At 32.0% G+C, this 19,753-nt stretch carries 19 protein-coding genes, 13 tRNA genes, 1 rRNA gene, 1 pseudogene and 1 other annotated feature; of the genes and pseudogenes, 1 reads left to right on the top strand and 33 read right to left on the bottom strand.

Annotated elements, in window-relative coordinates; genetic code table 11:
- Nucleotides 1-6: 6 nt before the first annotated feature.
- Nucleotides 7-879, top strand: a complete 873-nt coding sequence (locus HMPREF0446_RS02000; protein ID WP_006703080.1) for a cation diffusion facilitator family transporter — start codon at nt 7-9, stop codon at nt 877-879.
- A 15-nt stretch (nt 880-894) separates the two neighbouring features.
- Here the strand turns inward: HMPREF0446_RS02000 and HMPREF0446_RS01995 are convergent, their stop codons facing one another.
- The 33 genes and pseudogenes from HMPREF0446_RS01995 to rrf form a co-directional block, all read right to left on the bottom strand.
- Nucleotides 895-1,881, bottom strand: a complete 987-nt coding sequence (locus HMPREF0446_RS01995; RefSeq protein WP_006703081.1) for a LacI family DNA-binding transcriptional regulator — start codon at nt 1,879-1,881, stop codon at nt 895-897.
- 15 nt (nt 1,882-1,896) lie between these two features.
- Entirely contained in the window at nt 1,897-2,625 is a 729-nt protein-coding gene (locus HMPREF0446_RS01990; protein WP_006703082.1) for a class A sortase, read from the bottom strand.
- Nucleotides 2,626-2,636: 11 nt separating this feature from the next.
- Nucleotides 2,637-3,245 (bottom strand): class I SAM-dependent methyltransferase, encoded by a 609-nt coding sequence (locus tag HMPREF0446_RS01985; protein WP_006703083.1) that lies wholly within the window; start codon nt 3,243-3,245, stop codon nt 2,637-2,639.
- Nucleotides 3,246-3,537: 292 nt separating this feature from the next.
- The gene (locus tag HMPREF0446_RS01980) at nt 3,538-3,807 is read right to left on the bottom strand and encodes a GNAT family N-acetyltransferase (protein WP_006703084.1); all 270 of its coding nucleotides are present in this window, start codon (nt 3,805-3,807) and stop codon (nt 3,538-3,540) included.
- A 32-nt stretch (nt 3,808-3,839) separates the two neighbouring features.
- The gene (locus HMPREF0446_RS01975) at nt 3,840-4,265 is read right to left on the bottom strand and encodes an Rrf2 family transcriptional regulator (RefSeq protein WP_006703085.1); all 426 of its coding nucleotides are present in this window, start codon (nt 4,263-4,265) and stop codon (nt 3,840-3,842) included.
- A gap of 10 nt (nt 4,266-4,275) precedes the next feature.
- A complete protein-coding gene (locus HMPREF0446_RS01970) occupies nt 4,276-5,640 on the bottom strand; it encodes an FAD-dependent oxidoreductase (protein ID WP_020991277.1) in 1,365 nt (454 codons plus the stop codon).
- A gap of 123 nt (nt 5,641-5,763) precedes the next feature.
- A complete protein-coding gene (locus HMPREF0446_RS01965) occupies nt 5,764-6,720 on the bottom strand; it encodes a 3'-5' exoribonuclease YhaM family protein (RefSeq protein ID WP_006703087.1) in 957 nt (318 codons plus the stop codon).
- 15 nt (nt 6,721-6,735) lie between these two features.
- The gene (locus HMPREF0446_RS01960; protein WP_006703088.1) at nt 6,736-9,420 is read right to left on the bottom strand and encodes an ATP-binding protein; all 2,685 of its coding nucleotides are present in this window, start codon (nt 9,418-9,420) and stop codon (nt 6,736-6,738) included.
- Nucleotides 9,410-10,624 (bottom strand): metallophosphoesterase family protein, encoded by a 1,215-nt coding sequence (locus HMPREF0446_RS08095; protein ID WP_006703089.1) that lies wholly within the window; start codon nt 10,622-10,624, stop codon nt 9,410-9,412. The genes HMPREF0446_RS01960 and HMPREF0446_RS08095 overlap by 11 nt, the downstream gene beginning before the upstream one ends.
- Before the next feature lie 105 nt (nt 10,625-10,729).
- The gene (locus tag HMPREF0446_RS01950) at nt 10,730-11,068 is read right to left on the bottom strand and encodes a YlbF family regulator (protein ID WP_020991276.1); all 339 of its coding nucleotides are present in this window, start codon (nt 11,066-11,068) and stop codon (nt 10,730-10,732) included.
- Between the two features lie 109 nt (nt 11,069-11,177).
- Complete coding sequence (mreD, locus tag HMPREF0446_RS01945; RefSeq protein WP_006703091.1) at nt 11,178-11,762, bottom strand: rod shape-determining protein MreD; 585 nt, start codon at nt 11,760-11,762, stop codon at nt 11,178-11,180.
- Nucleotides 11,762-12,610: a rod shape-determining protein MreC gene (gene mreC / locus HMPREF0446_RS01940; protein WP_006703092.1), complete on the bottom strand. Its 849-nt coding sequence runs from the start codon at nt 12,608-12,610 to the stop codon at nt 11,762-11,764. Before mreC ends, mreD begins: the two co-directional genes overlap by 1 nt.
- 18 nt (nt 12,611-12,628) lie before the next feature.
- A complete protein-coding gene (locus HMPREF0446_RS01935; RefSeq protein WP_006703093.1) occupies nt 12,629-13,636 on the bottom strand; it encodes a rod shape-determining protein in 1,008 nt (335 codons plus the stop codon).
- A 127-nt stretch (nt 13,637-13,763) separates the two neighbouring features.
- The gene (locus HMPREF0446_RS01930) at nt 13,764-14,327 is read right to left on the bottom strand and encodes an RNA polymerase sigma factor (RefSeq protein WP_006703094.1); all 564 of its coding nucleotides are present in this window, start codon (nt 14,325-14,327) and stop codon (nt 13,764-13,766) included.
- A gap of 557 nt (nt 14,328-14,884) precedes the next feature.
- On the bottom strand, nt 14,885-15,169 hold the full coding sequence (locus tag HMPREF0446_RS01925) for a nitroreductase family protein (protein WP_407635480.1): 285 nt from the start codon (nt 15,167-15,169) through the stop codon (nt 14,885-14,887).
- Nucleotides 15,166-15,432, bottom strand: coding sequence for a SemiSWEET family transporter (locus HMPREF0446_RS01920; protein WP_006703096.1), 267 nt, complete (start codon nt 15,430-15,432; stop codon nt 15,166-15,168). Before HMPREF0446_RS01920 ends, HMPREF0446_RS01925 begins: the two co-directional genes overlap by 4 nt.
- A 237-nt stretch (nt 15,433-15,669) precedes the next feature.
- The gene (locus tag HMPREF0446_RS01915; RefSeq protein ID WP_006703097.1) at nt 15,670-16,323 is read right to left on the bottom strand and encodes an NAD(P)H-dependent oxidoreductase; all 654 of its coding nucleotides are present in this window, start codon (nt 16,321-16,323) and stop codon (nt 15,670-15,672) included.
- A gap of 72 nt (nt 16,324-16,395) precedes the next feature.
- Nucleotides 16,396-17,102 (bottom strand): annotated as a pseudogene (locus HMPREF0446_RS01910) (class I SAM-dependent methyltransferase).
- Complete coding sequence (locus HMPREF0446_RS01905; protein WP_006703099.1) at nt 17,102-18,007, bottom strand: phosphotransferase family protein; 906 nt, start codon at nt 18,005-18,007, stop codon at nt 17,102-17,104. The pseudogene HMPREF0446_RS01910 and the gene HMPREF0446_RS01905 overlap by 1 nt, the downstream one beginning before the upstream one ends.
- Before the next feature lie 160 nt (nt 18,008-18,167).
- Nucleotides 18,168-18,251 (bottom strand) — tRNA-Leu (locus tag HMPREF0446_RS01900).
- Nucleotides 18,252-18,257: 6 nt separating this feature from the next.
- Nucleotides 18,258-18,328, bottom strand: a tRNA-Cys gene (locus HMPREF0446_RS01895).
- Nucleotides 18,329-18,346: 18 nt separating this feature from the next.
- A tRNA-Gln gene (locus HMPREF0446_RS01890) sits at nt 18,347-18,418 on the bottom strand.
- Between the two features lie 8 nt (nt 18,419-18,426).
- Nucleotides 18,427-18,499: transfer RNA gene (locus HMPREF0446_RS01885), tRNA-His, on the bottom strand.
- 13 nt (nt 18,500-18,512) lie between these two features.
- Nucleotides 18,513-18,583: transfer RNA gene (locus HMPREF0446_RS01880), tRNA-Trp, on the bottom strand.
- 23 nt (nt 18,584-18,606) lie between these two features.
- Nucleotides 18,607-18,687 (bottom strand) — tRNA-Tyr (locus tag HMPREF0446_RS01875).
- Nucleotides 18,688-18,690: 3 nt separating this feature from the next.
- A tRNA-Phe gene (locus HMPREF0446_RS01870) sits at nt 18,691-18,763 on the bottom strand.
- Between the two features lie 9 nt (nt 18,764-18,772).
- A tRNA-Asp gene (locus tag HMPREF0446_RS01865) sits at nt 18,773-18,845 on the bottom strand.
- Nucleotides 18,846-18,856: 11 nt separating this feature from the next.
- Nucleotides 18,857-18,929 (bottom strand) — tRNA-Met (locus tag HMPREF0446_RS01860).
- A 12-nt stretch (nt 18,930-18,941) separates the two neighbouring features.
- Nucleotides 18,942-19,031, bottom strand: a tRNA-Ser gene (locus HMPREF0446_RS01855).
- 5 nt (nt 19,032-19,036) lie between these two features.
- Nucleotides 19,037-19,108: transfer RNA gene (locus HMPREF0446_RS01850), tRNA-Glu, on the bottom strand.
- A gap of 22 nt (nt 19,109-19,130) precedes the next feature.
- Nucleotides 19,131-19,219 (bottom strand) — tRNA-Ser (locus HMPREF0446_RS01845).
- Between the two features lie 23 nt (nt 19,220-19,242).
- Nucleotides 19,243-19,316: transfer RNA gene (locus HMPREF0446_RS01840), tRNA-Asn, on the bottom strand.
- A gap of 11 nt (nt 19,317-19,327) precedes the next feature.
- Nucleotides 19,328-19,443, bottom strand: a 5S ribosomal RNA gene (gene rrf / locus HMPREF0446_RS01835).
- Nucleotides 19,444-19,527: 84 nt separating this feature from the next.
- Nucleotides 19,528-19,753: a sequence feature (23S ribosomal RNA rRNA prediction is too short), on the bottom strand.

The raw sequence follows: 19,753 nt of genomic DNA, 5'->3' as shown, positions 1-19,753 counted from the left end.
AATCAAATGAATGCTACTCAACGTTTAAAACAAGCTGAAAAAGGTGCAATTCTAAGCATTATCACTTACATCATTCTTTCAAGTAGCAAATTACTATTTGGAAAATTATTTTTTTCTCAAGCTCTATTTTCAGATGGATTAAATAACTTAACAGATGTTTTATCTTCACTTCTAGTATTTGCTGGTTTAAAAATTTCTCAAAAACCTGCAGATAAAAATCATCCTTATGGACATTGGAAATTTGAAACTCTTGCAAGTCTTATTACTTCTTTTATTATGTGTATTATCGGCATAGAAGTTATTAGAAATGCTTCGCATACTATCATGAATCCAAATCCAGAACTTCCATCACTCATTACAGCTATAGTAGGTTTTATTTCTGGTATAATGATGTATGGAGTTTATCGTTTTAACGATTCACTAGCTAAAAAAATAAATTCCATTGGACTAAAAGCTGCAGCAAAGGATAATTACAGTGATGCTTTAACAAGTATTTCTACTTCCATTGCTATTTTTGCAGCAAGTTTAGGAATCTCATGGTTAGATGGAGTAATGGCTTTTATTGTTGGCATTATGATTTTAAAAACTTCTTATGATGTTTTCAGCGAAAGTACCTTCCAATTAACTGATGGATTTGAACCAGAAGAAATGAAAGAATATAAACCTCTCATACTTTCCCACCCAGAAGTGAAAAGTATTGAAGAATTAAAAGCTAGACGATATGGTTCTAATGTTTATTTAGATTTAACGGTTTGTATGGATCCTAATTTAACAGTTTGGAGAAGTCATGAAATAACAGAAGAAATCGAAATAGAACTTGCTGAAAACTTCGGAATCAATTTCATCGATATTCATGTTGAACCTTATAAAAAAAGCTAGAAATTAGGCATTTCCCTAATTTCTAGCTTTTTTTGTACTTTCTCCTAATTTTACATGAACTGGAATCGTCGTTTTCATCTCGCAAGGAATGTTTCGAATTAATTTTTCTAAAACTTTCATCGAGACTCTTCCTGCTTCTTTAAACTGATATTCCACTGTTGTTAATGTTGGATTCATAAATTGACCAATTTCGTATCCACCAAAACCTGCTATCGCAACTTCATCAGGTATTTTTCTACCACATTGTTGAGCGGCTTTCATTAAAGCAACTGCAAGATTATCTGTAGCTGCAACAACTAAGGAATGAGTCTGATTCTTAAACAAATCCATCCCAATGTTTAAAGCTTTTTGAGTAGAAAAATCTCCTTCAAGCTGTTCAATCTTATCAAATTGATGAGCTTTAGCCCCTGAAAAAATCCCATTTTTTCGAACAACTCCAACTGCATGATCTCGTTTAGAAACACCCACATAAGTTAATTCATGGTAACCTAATGCTGCAAGATTTTGAACTAATTCGAAACCAGCTTGAAAATCATCATGAATCACACTATGAATTTCATCATGTTCTTGCCCTACAATTACAACTGGAACAGGGCAATTTTTAATTGCTTTAATATGTTCTGTAGTAATTTCTGTAGCAATTAAAATAATTCCAGCTACTTTATTTCTAGTAAACCCTTCGATGGCTTTGATTTCTCTTGTACTATCTTGTCTGGCATTATTCATGATTAATTCATAGTTTAATTCTTCAATAACTTCATCAATTCCCATCAAAGTAAGTGCAGTTGCTGCTGAATCAACTCTTGGTACAATCACACCAATCATAGAACTAAATTTTGCTTTCAAACTTCGAGCAAATGGACTTGGCGTATAATTTTCTTCTTTAATAACTTTTTCAATTTTTTGCGCTGTTTCTAAACTAATCGATCCGCCATTTAAATATCTTGAAACGGTACTTTTTGTTACACCAGCTTTTTTCGCAATATCTTGAATAGTCGCCAATCACTCCACCTACCTTTATAATGTTGTAAAATCAATATTAAACGCTTGTTTTACATCTTCTGTTACATCACTAATTGGAGTTTTGGAAACGAATTTTCCTTTAAAACTATAACGATGTGAAGCTTCTAAATCATCACATGTAATTAAAGTAATTTCTGTTTTTCCTGGAACATCATAAATGACTTCTACTTGATAAGCTTCCACTAAATCAATACTTGTAGTTTCATATTCATAGACATATTCCATATCAGTTAAATAGATTTTATCACCAACTTTTAATTTAATTAATGGTGAGAATAATAATTTTTCATCAGAAAAATAGTGATGACTCGCTAATGCATAATTACCTTCACCCATTTTTTGAGTTGGTTTCATTGTTCCCGCTCCAGCTAATAATACTGGGTTAGAAATTCCTTTATAAATTGGTAAATTTAAATTCACACTTGGAACAGCAATTGCCCCTAATGTTAAAAATTTAGAAGTATCCATTTTTGCTTTTACAACTGCTTGTAAATCTAATGGCTCAACGGTTGAAAAGTCAAACTCTGCTTCTTGAGTTTCATTTTCTTTTACTTCGGCTGCTGTAACTTTAGTTAATTGTTGCGTATGCTCTTGTTGGAATTGTGCTAGCATATACGAACGAATCGGACCAGCAGCAAATAATAATCCAGCGATTATAAATAATAGTCCTGCAACCCACAATCTCCAATTTGAAATTCTTTTCTTACTATTTTTTTTCGTCATAATATTCTCCTTTAAACTTTTGTACTTACTAAAATCCAATACCCTTTATTCCACTGAATTCTTTCACAATTTCCAAATACTTCTTCCATTTTCTTTTGAGCACTTGGAGCGCCTTGTTTCTTTTGAATGACAATGACTAATTGTCCATTATCAGCTAAATAATCATATGCTTTTTCTAAAATGGTATGAACAACTGTTTTTCCAGCACGAATTGGTGGATTACTAATGATAATTTCATATTGAGATTTCTTTACAGCATCATACAAATTACTTTCATGTATATCTACATTATGAATCCCATTTTTCTGAGCATTCTCCTTTGCTAATAATATTGCTCGTTCATTGACATCAATCATTTCAACGGATAGCTCAGGGTATGCTTTTCCGTAAGCAAGTCCCATCGTACCATAACCGCAGCCAATATCCAATAAACTTGCTTTTTGAAACTGCTCAGGAACATCATAAGACTCTATCAATAATTCACTACCAAAATCAACCGTATGTTTTGAGAATACTCCATTATCACTTGTAAAAGAAAGAGTATTTCCTTTTAAGCGATAAGTCCAATGTTTTTGCTGACTTTTACTATCTGGATTTTTTGTATAATAATGATTTGTCATAAATTCTCCTTTATCCTCTATAATAATTAACTATACTATTTCTTTTCCAAACTGCCAACAGTTATGATTAAAATTTAATCATTCTATAACGATTTAAAATACCAAAAAACCCGTTGCTATTTCTAACAACGGGAAAAGGTTAGGAGGGTTTACTAATAAAAAATGTTGGGAGTTCATTTTTTATTTGGGAGAAGTAAACCTTAGGTGTTTTATTGGGTATGGCTGTATCATAAAGGTAAAATGTGAATTTTTTGTGAATTTTCAGTGATACTTTTATGAATTTTAACTTTTTTTATATTTTCACATCACTATATTCGTCATATTTTTTAAATAAATTAACGACATATGAACATGTTGGATGGATTTTCTTCTGATTTTCCCTTGCATAATCCGCTAATTTATCGACTAGTAATTTTCCAATTCCTTGCCCTCTATAAGTTGGATCTACAAAAGTATGATCAGCAATCAATACATCTTTTTCAACTTGAAAAGTAATTTCAGCATCCACTTCACCTACTGCATTATAATGTCTAAACGCATTTTCTTCTTTTACAAATTCCATCAAACTCACTCCTTACATAAAATCCTATACTTCTACTTTTCTGACTTTTTTTGTAATCTCTTTACAATATCAAGTATACTCTGTTTTTGATAAAATTTCACTTGATTTTGAATTTGTTCTTCTTGTAAGTCCGAAAAAACACTACAAATATTATTAGCTACCAGGCATACTTCATCTAGAGAAGATTGATATTGTTTCTTTAATCGTTTATCTTCTCCAACTAGAATAAATAAATCTCCTAATGAAATATCTTTTGGATCTACTTGAATCTTATATCCTCCATTAACTCCATTAACAACATCAACATAACCTTTAGAAGAAGCTAAACTCATCACTTTTCTAACAATAACAGGATTGCTACATGCATTATGCGCTAATTGTTGGCTTGAAAATCTTCTATCATGATGTACAGATAAATAGGTTAAACAATGGATGATTACTATAAAGTCGTTTCCCATTTCGATTCCTCTATTTAATTAATCCAAACACATCATTTAATGCTTCTGCCATTGTTGGGTGAGTAAAGATTTGATCACGTAAAGCTGTATAAGGTAATTTTGCTTTAATAGCAGTTGCAATGATATTAATTACTTCATGAGATTCTTCCGCAAATAATGTTGCACCAACAATTTTATTTGTTTGTTCATGTACTAAAACTTTGTAGAATCCAACTTGGTTACCTAAAATTTTTGCTTTTGGAACAGCAGCCATTGGTAATTTAGCAACTTTCACAGGAATTCCTGCTGCTTGTGCTGCTTTTTCATTTAAACCAACACTTGATAATGTAGGGCTAATAAATGTTGAAGTTGGAATTAATGAACGTTCTTTAGTTGAATATTCTTTGTTTCCTGCTAAGAAGTTTTTCACAATTCTGAAATCATCTAATGAAATAAATGTGAATTGAGGTCCACCATTTACATCACCTAATGCAAAGATATGTGGTTTATTTGTTTGTAAAAATTCATTTACTTTAATAGCACCACGTTCAGATAATTCAACACCAGCTTTTTCTAAATCTAAGCCTTGAATGTTTGGTTTTCTACCTGTTGCTACTAAAACTGCATCTGCTTCAAGTACTTTTTCTTCATCATTTTTAGCATAGTAAACAGTTGCTTTGTTACCTTCTGTTTCAACTTTTTTAACAGAAATTCCTAATTCAAAAGTAACGCCCATTTCTTCTAAACGTTCTTTAACTGCAGCAGAAACATCATCATCTTCACGAGGAATAAATGCATCAAATACATCTACTACTGTTACTTTTGATCCAAATTGTGCATATGTTGCTGCAAATTCTAATCCGATAAATCCACTACCAACAATAACAACTGATTCTGGGAATTCTTCTAAATCCATAATTGTTTCATTTGTATGAATTGGTCCTCCAACTTTTAATCCTTCAATTGGTGGGATGAATGGAGTACCTCCTGTATTAATAAAGATTCTTTCTGCAACATATTCTTCTACACCATTAGCAGTATCTACAGCAACTGTATGTTCATCTACAAAACGACCAAATCCATCTACAATTGTTACATTTGGAGCTGAATTTACTTTTTGATAGTTTGCTTGATTTAATGCTGCAATTAAAGCTTTTTTTTCTTGAATTGATTTTTGATAATAAGTTGCTGCATCTTCTTGGCTATATTTTTTACGAGCTGCTGCAGTTGCAATTTTTTTAGTTGGGATACATCCAACATTAATACATGTACCACCGTACATTACAGGAGATTTTTCAATTAAGACTGTTTCTTCTCCTTGTGTTCCTAAGTAAGCAGCAATTGTTTTTCCTGCTTTACCAAACCCGATAATAATATTTTTTACGTTTTTTGACATATGAATCACCTTTCTTTAAATGTAATATTTTTAATTACAGTTAGTATCATATACCTCTTTTATACTTTTGTAAATAGTTTTGCTCAAAAAAAAATAAAAGTCTGAAAAACAGACTTTTATTTTTTACTCTACAGTATGTGGTTTATAGAATGTTCGATTGTCTAATCCAAAAATTCGTTCACTAAATTGTCCAGGTTCTGTTTTTTGTAAAGCTGATGTAATCATTGTGACACTCGCATCCATTAAGTCAACATGATGTAAAATTTCTGCTTCTAGTAATAATGGACGAACTGGCGAACCATATTCTAATTTGCCATGATGAGCTAATACTAGATGTTTTAATAGAACAACATCTTCATGACTTTGATCAATATCTAATTCTTCACAGGCTTTTGTTATCTCTTCGTCCATTAACACAATATGTCCCATTAATTTACCTTTTAAAGTATATTCAGTTCCAATAGCTCCAGATAATTCAATAATCTTACCAATATCATGTAATAGAACACCCGATAATAACAATGAACGATTTACTTCTGGATATTGTTCTGCAATTGCTTTTGCTAAACGCAACATCGATAAAGTATGATAACTTAATCCTCCTGCAAACGCATGATGGTGTCGTTTAGCTGCAGGGTATTCAAAGAAATCGTGTTGATACTTTCCTAAAATTTTATGCACAATTCTTCGCATTGTTGGATTAATAATTTCAAAAAGAATAGAAGTTAACTCTTCTTCCATCTCTTCTCTTTTCATTGGAGCATGTTCTAAGAAATCTGAAACATCATTTGGTTCACCCATTTCTGGTCTAGAAAGACGTAATCCAGTTATTTTTATTTGAGGCATTCCATTAAAAATTTCTCTTTTTCCAACTAAATAAACAATACTTCCTGATGAAAATCGTTCAATTTCTTCAGGTGTTGCTGACCAATATTTTCCATCCATTTGTCCCGACTTATCTTGGAATGTAAAAGCTAAAAAAGGTTTCCCATTTTTTGCTAATCTCACATCAGCTGTTTTTATTAATAAAAACAATTCTAATGCTTCATCTACTGCATAATCATATAATTTTTTTACCATGAATTCCTCTTCTTTCTATCTTTGTAGCCTAATGAGGCTAGCAGGTGTTTCAGCAATCGTAAAAGGTTCATTATCTAATGAAAAATAGATTACTTGTACTTTACTTGAAAGCTCTTTAATTAATTGTAACATAATCTGTTTACGTTCACTATCAAAATTAACAAAACCATCATCGATTAATATAGGTAATGCTATTTTTGAAGAAAGATTTTCAATAAATGCTAAACGAATACTAACTAATAATTGATCTAATGTACCTCTAGACAATTCACTAGCAAATAACCAGTTTTCATCATTCTTTTGCACCACTATTTTCATGTTTTTCATTTGTATCCCATGATATCTACCCTGGGTTAATCGATTAAAATAATGACCCGCTACCTTTATCACTTCATTTGTTTGAGAAGGTAACTGTTTTTGTAAACTTTCTAAAATCCATTTTGAAGCATATAAATAACTTGCCCATTCTACTAATTGTTCTTCTACTTCTGCCTTCCATAATTCAAATTGAATCAGTTGTTCATGATAGGTTCCATCTGTTGCTAGTTGTTGAATCTGTTGTAGTTTTTGTGCTTGTTCTTCTATTAACGACTGATTTGTTTGAAGAAGTTTTAATAATGAGTGATGTGAACTCTCGATTTTTTGTTCTAGTTCTTCTTTACTTTTAATTGCTTCTAATGCTTCTAAGTAATTCTGCAATTGTTGTTTTATCTGAGTATATTCTTGAATTAGTAGACGATTCCTTTCATATGCTTCATCTTTTTGATAAAATTCTTCAGCATTTTGAACATTAGCTTTCTTAAATAACGACATCTTTTGACTTTCTAATAATTGTTTATCACTATACAGCTGTTGAATTTGCTCTTGTAATTTTAAACCTTCATTCATTTGAAGAATTTCTTGCTGATAAGAATTTTGAACCTCTTGAATCATTTTTTTCAACAGTTTCCATTCTAATTCAATTGCATTTGGAATAGCTTCTTTCTTCACTTCAAAAACCCACTGCCAGGTCATCTGTAATTGAGTTAATTCTTTTTCAATTTTTTGAAGTATTCCTTCTTTTATTTGTCTTTGTTCAATAAAATATCGAATAGATTTTAAAACATCTCCTTGGTAAAGTTGTTCAACTGTAATATTTGAATCAGCATATCCATATTTATTTTTCCAACTAAATAATTCCAGAGAAATTTTTTCAAGTTTTTCTTTATTATTTTTTCTTTGTATAGCATCCTTCTCTAATTCATCACGGATTTCTTCTAATCTTGCTGAAAAATACTCCTGAAATTGACTCGTATGAACAGATTTTTTTTCATACATCCAACTAGATAAACCAATCATGACTCCAATTACTACTCCGATAGCTCTAAATACTGGATTTGATAATAGTAAAATAGATGCAAGACTAGTCACTACTCCACTAAAAATCAAAAGTCCCGTAATATTAAATCGATGATCAGTGGTATTTTGATTTTTAGAATGGTGATTGATTTTTTCTTTTTCCTCTTTTAGTCGATTCATTTTAGTATCTAATTCGATTTCTTCAAATTGTAAAGTTTTTTGCTGATTAATTTTTTCTTTTAACTGTTTAATTTCATATTTTGGGATTTCCAAAGGAATATTTTCATGATGAATATCCCATATTTCTTCTTCCTTTTGAATATTTTCTTGTAATTCATCTAATTCTATTTTCAATTTTTTTCTAAGCAAAATTTTTTCTTCTATTTCATCTTCCATTAAAGAAATATTTAGTAATTGAGACCATCTTGGATCTTCTTTTAGTAACTGATCACTTTGATGTCTCTGCTTCCATAAATGATACTCCTGTTGTAATTCATGAATTTGTTGTTCATTCCATTCATCATCTAAATGATTTCTTTCTAATTCATATTTCCACTCTGGATTCCAATTTTTTTCCTGATTGAAATTAATTTTTTTACTAATTAGTTTCCATCTTTCATAGCTATTCCAATGAGACTGTAATAATTGAAGTTTTCTTTCTTCTTCCTGATTTTTTTGAATCATTAGCGAATGCCTTTGAATTTCTTGCTTAATCTCTTCAGCTTTTTGAAGTGTCTCTTCATAAACATCATTATTTTTTGCTAATTCTTCTATTTTAACCATTTGTAAATCTAATTGATGTAATTGCTGATTAATGACTCTTTTAACAGCTTTAGGAGTAAAGATTGAATCTGCTTTTTTTTGTAGCTTTGTTGATAATTTCATCCATTCTTCGCTACCGGTTAAGCTAACACTATAAAGAAATTGATCTATTTCTTCCATTGAAGAAAATTGAAATTGGTCTAATTGTTCTTTATTAAATCCAAAAACTTGTGCATATTGTTTTTCATCAATTTGAAAAAGCAATTGTTGCCATCTATCTTCGGATAAACTTTTTCCTGAAGTCGTTTCACATTTAAAACATTGCTTACCATTTTTAATATATCTTTCTATGAAAAGGGGGCCTTCTAATGTTTCATCTAACCAAATTCGTCCTCCCATAATCCCCCCATTTTGAGGTTCATAAGAGTATTTACCAGAAACTTTCTTTGGAAAACCAAATAAGACATGTTGAATAAAAGAACGTAAAGTCGATTTCCCTGATTCATTTTTTCCTTGAAATATTTGTAATTGATGATGAAAATCCATTCGTACTTTTGACCATTTTCCATACCCAAAAATTTCAACTCTATTAATGTACATTTTCATCACCTACTTCCATATTCATTTCAATTAAAACTTTCGCTCTTTGAATCATTTTATGTTGAAATGCTTCACTACTCATTTCTTTGGAAAAATATTTTGCCAATAGAGTATGTTGCATAGCAATATTTTGAATATCTTGCAATCGATTTAGATGACTCTCCTCATCCTCCAATAATTCAATGCTTAGTTGATTATTTCTTTTTAACTTCCTAAATTCAACATCCATTTCTATCAAATATAATTTTTCGTATTTCATAGAAATTTCCTTTTGTAAAATTTCTTCTATTAATTTCAACCATATTTGATTAAAGCCTCTATCCACTATTAAAACAAATTTTAATAAATAAGTTTTATCAACATTCCATTTTTGGATTAAAATTTCTCTATACAGCTGTGATACGGTTTGTTCTATAGAATGAACTTCTTCCACTAAAAATTCTATTTCCACCCATTCAATTGGATTACAAGAAACAAATTGTCTATTCATCGGTAAGTTTTTAGTTAAAGTAATGACATAAAAACCTTTTTCTCCCATCTCTTTAAAATTTCGTCCTTGAATCGTACCAGAGTATGCAATTCTACCATTAGAATCTAAATCCATCGCTCGATGAATATGTCCTAATGCCCAATAATCATAATAAAGCTTTTCTAAATCACTAATTTTAAAGGGAGCATATGCTGCGGATGAATCAGATGCCGTTCGTGTTTGACCATGATACATCCCAATATGAAAATCCACTACGGAATTTCTCATTGGAAAATGGATTGCCATTGACTCTGTTATCCATCTTGTATCATAACTAAATCCACTAATAGCAATACTTTCACCGGAAGAAGTTTTCAAGATTTCTGTTGAAACCTCTTCTTTAAAGACTTTTACCCAGTCATTATTCCAATCTTCAGTAAATCCTCCATAATCATGATTCCCATGAATTAAATAAGTATAAATACCTGCTTGAGCTAATCTTTGAAATTGTTCTTTTAAAAAAATTTTTTCTTGAATATGTTGATGATTAGAATCAAAAATATCTCCTGAAATTAGCACAAAATCAACATGATATTTAATGGCAGTATCAATCAACGTTAAAAAGGCTTTTTTTGTAGCTTCTATTGCTTGAAATGCAATCGTACTATTTTTTTGTTGAAGTCCAGTGAAAGGACTTCCTAAATGTATATCGGCACAATGAATAAAGCGAATCATAAAAACTCCTTATCTGTAAAAAAATAAAACGATCTATTCACTTCTAGTCCATTATGAATTTTATTCATAGGCTAAAAATCAATAAGACCGTTTCGATCAATATTATTATTGATATAATTCTTGTAATGAAGTCGTTAAAATACGGTTAATATCTTGCATTACTGTATTTAAACGTTGTTCTGCTTGCATTAATGTTTGAATCGCTTCATTCGAACTTGCTTTTTGATATAAATCATTTGCATAAGTCGAATCTTCTTCAGTCAATTCTTCACCATTCACTTGTTTTTGTAAAAATTTCGCATTCATATCACGGAACTCTTCAAATAAAGCTTTTGCTTCTTCAGATTGTTGTACTGCTTCAAAAGCTGATTTCACTGCAGCAAACTCTTCTGATTGACGAAGTTCACGTTCTAATTGATTCGCTGTATCGTATAAATTGCTCATCATTATACCTCCTTCTTTTCTTTTATTATAGCATAACATTTATGTTTTCTTCTACTTTTTTCGCACATATGTTCGTACACAAAAAGCCGGCATAATAACCGGCTTCATTTTAGCGATAATGATATGAATTTCCTTGATTTCTACGAGCTGCTCGTAAAGAAATCTTTTCATGAGAAATTCCTGATTGCACCCATAATGCAAAATTTTTCAATGGAATATACAATAAGTAATACAATACAATATTTAATATTAAACTAGCTCCTAATCGTTGAACTAAAAATTGTTGTACTGTAAGATGCTGAATACCAATTAATGAAAATATAACATACACACCTGTTTCAGTAATCGTTAGTAAAAAAATCAATGCTAATCCTAGTGTGAAAGGATTAATACTGATTTTCCCTCTAATATGTCCAATCACTCGAACAATAAGAGCAAAAATCGCCATATAAATTCCTAATATACCAGAATAATAACTATCGTACATAAAACCAACTAATATCGCGAACCAAAACATACTTGAATGATCAATGATAAAAGTAAATAAAACTAACGTTATAACAACAATTCTTGGAACAAGAGTATATCCTGATTCCATTAGAAATGCTGAAAAATGATTCATCATCACTCCATCTATTAAGAAAGCAATAATCATTAAAATCGGTAACCAATAAATACGTTTCGAAGTATGCATTATTCAGTCCTACTTTCACTTGTTCGTTTTACAACTGTTACATAACGAACATCATTTGTATCTGCAGCCGGTTTAATACGAACTTCTTTATAAAGTCCAAAACGATCCATCGCTACTTCTTCAACTGTACCAATATATAATGAGCTTGGAGATACGCCTCCTAAACCGGATGTAACAACTTTATCTCCCACTTTAATTTCTTGAGTTGCTTGAATTTGACTCATAATTAAAATGTTTTTTTCATGATCGAAACCTGTTAATGTTCCATAAATGGATTCTTTTTCTCCTTGAATCATCGCTGCAACACGAACTAATGTATTATCATTATTCGATAATAAAGCAACTCTAGCACTTGTAGGATTCACATCTAATACTTTACCTACTAATCCATTGTCACTCATTACAGACATTTGAGGAGTTAATCCATCATTTGCCCCTTTATTAATCGTAACAATATCTCTCCAAGTATCTGGATTTCTAGCAATTACAGTTGCATTAATTAAAGAATAGTCGTTTAAAGTATCTTGTAACTTCAACGCTTCCTTCATTTTTTCATTATCTTTTTTTAAGTCATTTAGTTGAACTTCTAATTCATAGATTGTTTCTACTTTTTGTTTTAACGTCTGATTTTCTTGATAAGTATTTGTTAAATTAGAAATACTTTCCATAAAATCATTGACACTATTGGCAGGATATGCAAGCATACGTCCTAAAATATTCGTCACATCATTGACACCTTGCGAAACGATATTACTACCAACAGTGAGTGAAAAGGTAATTAGTAATAGTGTTACAATTCCACCTAAAACCCAACCAATTAATTTCTTGTTCGAAAATATTGGATTCACTGTTCAGTCTCCTTTTCATTATTTTTTCATTAATAATGGATTTGCTAAAATTTTTCCAGTTCCTAACGCAACACAATCCAAAGGATCATTTGCCACAAAGGCAGGAACTTGTGTGTAATCAGAAATAACTTCTGCTAGATTTCTTAACAATGCTCCACCACCTGTTAATACGATACCATGATCAATGACATCAGATGCAATTTCTGGTGGTGTTTGTTCAAGAACATCTCTTACGGCATCAATAATTTGCGTAATAATTTCACTCATTGCTTCTGCAATTTCGACAGCTTCCACTTCGATAATTCTTGGTAAGCCAGAAACCATATCACGTCCACGCACTTGCATACTTCCATAAGCAGAAGATTTTTCTACTGAAGCAGAACCTAATTGAATTTTTAAGTCTTCTGCAGTTCTTTCCCCAATTAATAAATTATATTTTTTACGAACATGTAATACAATGGCTTCATTTAATTCATCGCCACCAATACGGATAGATTGACTATTAACAATTCCACCCAATGAAATTGTTGCTACATCAGTCGTTCCTCCACCAATATCGACAATCATACTACCAGTTGGATCTTGTACAGGTAATCCTGCTCCAACAGCTGCTGCAAAAGGCTCTTCAACAACATAAGCTTCTTTAGCACCAGCATATTTAGTAGCATCTAATACTGCTCTTTTTTCAACATCCGTAATTCCACTTGGAACGCAAATCATTACAATCGGTTTAAAGAAAGAACGACCTACAATTGATTGTACAAAATATTTTAACATTGCTGTTGTTGTATTATAATCTGCAATTACACCATCTTTCATTGGTCTAACTGCGACAATATTTTCTGGTGTTCGCCCAATCATATCAAATGCATTTTGACCGACAGCGATAATTTCTTCCGTAACTATATTTTTTGCGACTACAGATGGTTCACGTGTCACAATACCTTCATTTTCAAGATAAACAATCGTATTGGCAGTTCCTAAATCAATACCAATATTTTGTGCTCTTAAACTTAATGCAACCACAAACGGTCCTCCTTTTCGTGTCAATTTCGACACCTAATATACCTTGTATAGTATATCATACAATAGGATAATAATAAATATTAGTCCTCTTGTTAAAATGGAGAAAGTTGCAATACATTTATCCTTTTTAATAAGCTTTATCTTTATGAATTGATTCATAAAAAAGTTTAAATTTTTTATGACAACGATGAAAAGCACTTTTTATAGCTGCAACAGATTTATTAGATTTTTCTGCTATTTCTTCAAAAGAATATCCACTTGTATAAAAATAGAATACTGCTTTTTCAAATGCTGATAAAGAATGCCAATACTTAGGCATTTCTTCTTTTAATAAAAATTCTTCTTCCACAGAAATATTGAATTTAATATTAGAGATATCATATTTACATAAATACTTTTCTGGAACTACACTTTCACGATGTTCACGACGAACTAATTGGATCGCATAGTTTTTTAGAGATTTTCTATAATATGCAAGAAATGATTTACCTTTTTGAAAATCAAATTTTTGTGCTGCATAGAAGAGTAAAAAACTAGCTTCTTGAATAAAATCTTCTAACTCAACACAATAATAGAAATGACGATAATACATCATATGCATTAAAGGTTTAATCTTATTCTCTAATAGAACAAAAGCTTCTTCGTCTTCACCATTTTGAATTCTCATTACTAATTTCTCGATGCTACACATATTTACCCCTCCTAATTTTTATTTCACTTTCATTATAGAACATATATCTATAGTATCAAGAATATTTCTTTAATTATAAAGAAAATTTATTAGTGAAGCATCCGAATATCTATTCATTAAGAATAAATCCGAATTCCATATTTTCATTTCAAATTTTCTATTCATCTAGTTACTTCTTCATTGTTAATTAAAAAAGTTGTTAGAAAAAAATGAAAATCTATACTTTTTTAAATATTAATTCTTTTAAGATAAAAAAATAAAATTTATAATGTTTTAAAATTTGTTTAAATTTATAGTAATGCCCCTTATGGAATCCAAATTTGTTATATTTCACAAACTTTTTTTACAAATAGACCTATTTATAAAATAAAAAGAACATAAAAATAAATTAAGCAGTTCCTATTTCTATATCTATCATAAATCAATTTTTATTTTTTCGGAAAAAAAGCCATTTTTGTATAATTTAGAAAGATGATTCTTTACACATTTTTATAAATAAAAACTGTCAAAAGAAATCATAAATTCCTTTCAACAGTTTTCTAAGTTATATTTTTACTCTATTCAATGACCTCATAAATTGCTTCTTTATTCCAACGAACTTTAGGAGTAATCTCTTGATCACGATATCCAAAACTTGCCATTACGGATACACCAAATTCATCCGTATTTAAGAAACCTTTTTCTTTTAAATAAGATTCTACTTTTTCTCTATTAAACCCTTCAATCGGTAAAGAATCAATTCCTAGAAGAGTTGCTGCAGACATCATACTCGCCATTTGAATATACGTTTGTTTACTAGCCGAGTCAAATAATGTTCTGTCATCATTTAATTCTGCATCTATTTCAAAGAAGTAATAAAAGTTAAACCACCTAATATCACTCCAGCTGCATTGGGAATGATTAGGATCCAGTCTTTTTTAGGTTCTTTTGTCCAACCATAGATTACCCAAATTAAGCAAGAAACTGCTGCAAAGAGTGGTTGGAATGGTTGAGCTTTTTCTCCTTGTAAGTTAGCGATAATTTGAGGAATATATGCAATAAAGACAAGGATTCCAATAAAAGCTCCAATAGATCCGACAAAGCGATTAATTTTTTGTTTAGACATATAATACCTCCTTACGTTTTATTCTATCAGAAAGGAAAAGATACTGTCAATAATTATGTGTAAACACTCAAGTAGAGTTACGGAGTATTAATCAAATAAGCTTTCAAGTGTGTCAGAACATTGGTCAAACCCTTTATAGATTCGTTGCCTTTACTTGAAATTCTAATCTTCAAACAAAGTAACATTGTACAGTTTTAGATTGACGTTTATATTTCTAACTATATTGAATTTTATACTTTACTCAATAACTTCATAAATAGCTTCTTTATTCCAACGAACTTTAGGAGTAATTTCTTGATCACGATATCCAAAACTTGCCATGACAGATACACCAAATTCATCCGTATTTAAGTATCCTTTTTCTTTTAAATAAGATTCTACTTTTTCTCTATTGAAACCTTCAATCGGTAAAGAATCAATTCCTAAAAGTGTTGCTGCAGACATCATATTTGCCATTTGAATATACGTTTGTTTACTAGCCCAGTCAAATAATGTTCTTTCATCATTTAATGCTGCATCGATTTCATGGAAACTCTTCACACGAGCAGCAAATCGTGAAGTTGGATCATAGTCACGATTCTTTACTTCCTTCATCAACTTTACAACATACGAACTATCATAAGTAACACCTTTTCGAGCAAGGAAAATGACAAAATGACTTGCAGCTTCTAAACTATTAATAGCTCCCCATGCCATTTCTTTCAAATCTTCTCTCATTTGTTTATTTTCTAATAAAAGCATTTTCCAAGGTTCAAAACCAAGGGATGATGGAGCTAAACGTCCTACTTCTACTAATGTATCCCAATCTTCATTTGAAATACGACGATTCGGATCATATTTTTTCACTGCAAAACGTTTATGTTGTAATTCAATCACTTCATTTCTGTTCATAAAACTTCTCCTCATATTTTCTAATAATCAAACTTTATCATACGTAATGGTTACTTACAAGAAAATATATTTCTATTCCTTCACTAGCCATATATGTTGTAAGAAACTAATATCTTTATATGGATACAAATCACATACTGCAAGTTCCATTTCAGTCATCTTTTCTAACCAGTTATCTTTCGTTTTTACTTCATTTATCTGTAGACTATAAAATGTACGGATAGCTTGATAGTTTTCCAATTTCATTTTTGACATTTCCAATAATTCATCAATGGTATACGTTGTTCCTTGAGAAAAAGATACACTTTTAAATTCATTCCCATTTAATAAATCTAATGCTTGATCAACATCATTTGAAAAGACAACTGATTGCATAATTTTACCAACTTGATTATGTTTAATAATAGATAACTTCCCATCTCGTTTTAACACTCTCTTTAATTCAGCAAGATAGTTCACTCGACAATTTTCATCGATATATTCTAATACATTATGACACAAAATAATATCAAAAGATTCCGATTCAAATTTTTTAACTTGATCTAAGCTACCTAAGATTTTTTTATACCCTTGATTGGAATAAGCAAATAACATTTCTTCCTGTGGTTCAATCGCAACGACTTCATTATTTTCAGCTAGAAATTGACTTACTAAACCAAAACCTTAACCAAAATCTAGAATTTTATTTCCTTTAATATGTTCTAATTGAGCGAAAGTAATTTCATATTGAATTTCCCCCATGGCTGCTCTAACATTTGTTTGTATTGTTGAATATCCATTAAAAATTACCTTCCTTTTCAGAGTTATTTCCTTTATAAAACTTAGGAATTACTCGTTTAAAATCGTCAAACCAATCCAACACTAATTTTGCCCTTTTAAACATAATCTCTAATTGATTATCGCCAAAATTAATAGCCCAAGGAATAGAGCCAACTACATCACAAGCCATATAATAGGCCATTAATTTCCAAAATATATCAGGAATCTGCTCTCCTTCAAAATATCCATTAACGAAACCAGTAGCAAATTCCTCAGATAATTGAGCATTCCAAATCATGCGATTAAACTCTTCCATAGGATCACCAATTTCTAAAGAGCCAAAATCAATAATAACGAGCTTCTTTGTTTCTAATTCAATCATCATATTTCCTACATGATAATCTCCATGACATAATGAAATGGGTCTATATTTTAATAAAGATTGATGACTTTGAATAAAATCAATAAACGTTTCAATTTCTGCAAAATCCTCATTAAGTTTTCTAAAAGAATGAATCTTCTTCTTTGACTTCTGTATATAATATTCTTGCCAATTTACTGAAATTTCTTCAATAGAAAGCGAGTGAATCTTCTTTAGAAAAGATCCAGCTTGCATACCATATTGATAAAGCTCTTCTCCTGTTAATTGAGGCGCATAATCTCTAATATCAACTCCATCTATCCATTCGTATAAACTTAGAATTGAATTGGTTTCAAACTTCATTTCTACTAATTTAGGAAATTTGATTTCTTTTTCTAAAACTGAAATATATTTTACTTCTAAATCCTTCTTTTTAGTAAAAGATAGAGGAGAAATTTTTAAAAAATAATTCTTGTCAGCTTTGACTTTGTACTTCATCTCTTCAGAATATCCTTTTTGGATGAACTCCTTAGAATATTGCTCCAGTTGATCTAGTATTGTCATATTTACCTCCTTAAAAAATTCATAGCACTAAAATTATACTTTATAAGTTCACTTAATTCACAAACTTTGTAGAAAATCTTGCCCACTTTTTGCCCACAAATTTTTTATGTATAAAAAAACTAGAAATGCTGCTTTAACAACATTTCTAGCTTTAACGTAGTACCGGCGGCCGGGGTCGAACCGGCACGCCCTCGCGGGCACTGGATTTTGAGTCCAGCGCGTCTGCCAATTCCGCCACGCCGGCATATAAAGGCGGTAAACGGATTTGAACCGATGATAAAGGTTTTGCAGACCTCTGCCTTACCACTTGGCTATACCGCCATTTCTATATAAAAAAAACTGGGGTAGCTGGATTCGAACCAACGAATGACGGAGTCAAAGTCCGTTGCCTTACCGCTTGGCTATACCCCAAGAAAAAGGGCGATCGAGGGGAATCGAACCCCCGAATGTCGGTGCCACAAACCGATGCGTTAACCACTTCGCCACGATCGCCATAATATGATAACAGGGGTAGCAGGAATCGAACCCACACTAACGGTTTTGGAGACCGCTGTTCTACCTTTAAACTATACCCCTAAATAGTTAAACTATTTAATGAATGGAGGGGGGCAGATTCGAACTGCCGAACCCTAAGGAGCGGATTTACAGTCCGCCGCGTTTAGCCACTTCGCTACCCCTCCAGATGGCTCGGGACAGAATCGAACTGCCGACACTTTGAGCTTCAATCAAATGCTCTACCAACTGAGCTACCGAGCCTGGAAAAAACGGTCCCGACGGGAATCGAACCCGCGATCTCCTGCGTGACAGGCAGGCATGTTAACCCCTACACCACGGAACCTAATTATTAAATTGCGGAGGTAGGACTCGAACCTACGACCTTCGGGTTATGAGCCCGACGAGCTGCCAACTGCTCCACCCCGCGATAATATCATTAAGGAGGATAAGGGATTCGAACCCTTGCACGCTTTTACACGCCTGACGGTTTTCAAGACCGTTCCCTTCAGCCGGACTTGGGTAATCCTCCGTTAATGACCCGTACGGGACTCGAACCCGTGTTACCGCCGTGAAAGGGCGGTGTCTTAACCGCTTGACCAACGGGCCATACTATAAATTCTACAAAATATGGAGAGTAAGGGATTCGAACCCTTGAGACAGGATTACTGCCTACACGATTTCCAATCGTGCTCCTTCGGCCAGCTCGGACAACTCTCCGAGTATCCAGTATATTTTGTAAACTCCGCAAGTAGGACTCGAACCTACGACATCATGATTAACAGTCATGCGCTACTACCAACTGAGCTATTGCGGAATATTTGAAAAGCGTGGCAACGTCCTACCCTCACAGGGGGAAACCCCCAACTACTATCGGCGCTAAGAAGCTTAACTTCTGTGTTCGAGATGGGAACAGGTGTATCCTTCTTGCCATCGTCACCACACTTCTCTTTGAAAAAGCTCTCGCTCTCTCAAAACTGAATCTATATCCAAACTTTCCTCATTTACCTTCAACCTTGGTTAAGTCCTCGACCGATTAGTACTAGTCCGCTCCATGCCTCACGGCACTTCCACTTCTAGCCTATCTACCTGATCGTCTCTCAGGGGTCTTACTCACTTATTGTGATGGGAAATCTCATCTCGAGGGGGGCTTCACGCTTAGATGCTTTCAGCGTTTATCCCGTCCACACATAGCTACCCAGCGATGCTCTTGGCAGAACAACTGGTACACCAGCGGTGTGTCCATCCCGGTCC

Source organism: Granulicatella elegans ATCC 700633 (assembly GCF_000162475.2).
GTDB lineage: Bacteria > Bacillota > Bacilli > Lactobacillales > Aerococcaceae > Granulicatella > Granulicatella elegans.
The sequence above is the reverse complement of the archived record's forward strand: the minus strand, read 5'-3'. Positions and strand labels throughout refer to the sequence as shown.

Bases quoted from the DNA above. Each gene is read 5' to 3' on its own strand.
- HMPREF0446_RS02000 (WP_006703080.1), top strand. From the start codon at position 7: ATGAATGCTACTCAACGTTTAAAACAAGCTGAAAAAGGTGCAATTCTA.
- HMPREF0446_RS01990 (WP_006703082.1), bottom strand. From the start codon at position 2,625: ATGACGAAAAAAAATAGTAAGAAAAGAATTTCAAATTGGAGATTGTGG.
- HMPREF0446_RS01985 (WP_006703083.1), bottom strand. From the start codon at position 3,245: ATGACAAATCATTATTATACAAAAAATCCAGATAGTAAAAGTCAGCAA.
- HMPREF0446_RS01980 (WP_006703084.1), bottom strand. From the start codon at position 3,807: ATGGAATTTGTAAAAGAAGAAAATGCGTTTAGACATTATAATGCAGTA.
- HMPREF0446_RS01975 (WP_006703085.1), bottom strand. From the start codon at position 4,265: ATGGGAAACGACTTTATAGTAATCATCCATTGTTTAACCTATTTATCT.
- HMPREF0446_RS01970 (WP_020991277.1), bottom strand. From the start codon at position 5,640: ATGTCAAAAAACGTAAAAAATATTATTATCGGGTTTGGTAAAGCAGGA.
- HMPREF0446_RS01965 (WP_006703087.1), bottom strand. From the start codon at position 6,720: ATGGTAAAAAAATTATATGATTATGCAGTAGATGAAGCATTAGAATTG.
- HMPREF0446_RS01960 (WP_006703088.1), bottom strand. From the start codon at position 9,420: ATGTACATTAATAGAGTTGAAATTTTTGGGTATGGAAAATGGTCAAAA.
- HMPREF0446_RS08095 (WP_006703089.1), bottom strand. From the start codon at position 10,624: ATGATTCGCTTTATTCATTGTGCCGATATACATTTAGGAAGTCCTTTC.
- HMPREF0446_RS01950 (WP_020991276.1), bottom strand. From the start codon at position 11,068: ATGAGCAATTTATACGATACAGCGAATCAATTAGAACGTGAACTTCGT.
- mreD (WP_006703091.1), bottom strand. From the start codon at position 11,762: ATGCATACTTCGAAACGTATTTATTGGTTACCGATTTTAATGATTATT.
- HMPREF0446_RS01930 (WP_006703094.1), bottom strand. From the start codon at position 14,327: ATGTGTAGCATCGAGAAATTAGTAATGAGAATTCAAAATGGTGAAGAC.
- HMPREF0446_RS01920 (WP_006703096.1), bottom strand. From the start codon at position 15,432: ATGTCTAAACAAAAAATTAATCGCTTTGTCGGATCTATTGGAGCTTTT.
- HMPREF0446_RS01915 (WP_006703097.1), bottom strand. From the start codon at position 16,323: ATGAACAGAAATGAAGTGATTGAATTACAACATAAACGTTTTGCAGTG.
- HMPREF0446_RS01905 (WP_006703099.1), bottom strand. From the start codon at position 18,007: ATGACAATACTAGATCAACTGGAGCAATATTCTAAGGAGTTCATCCAA.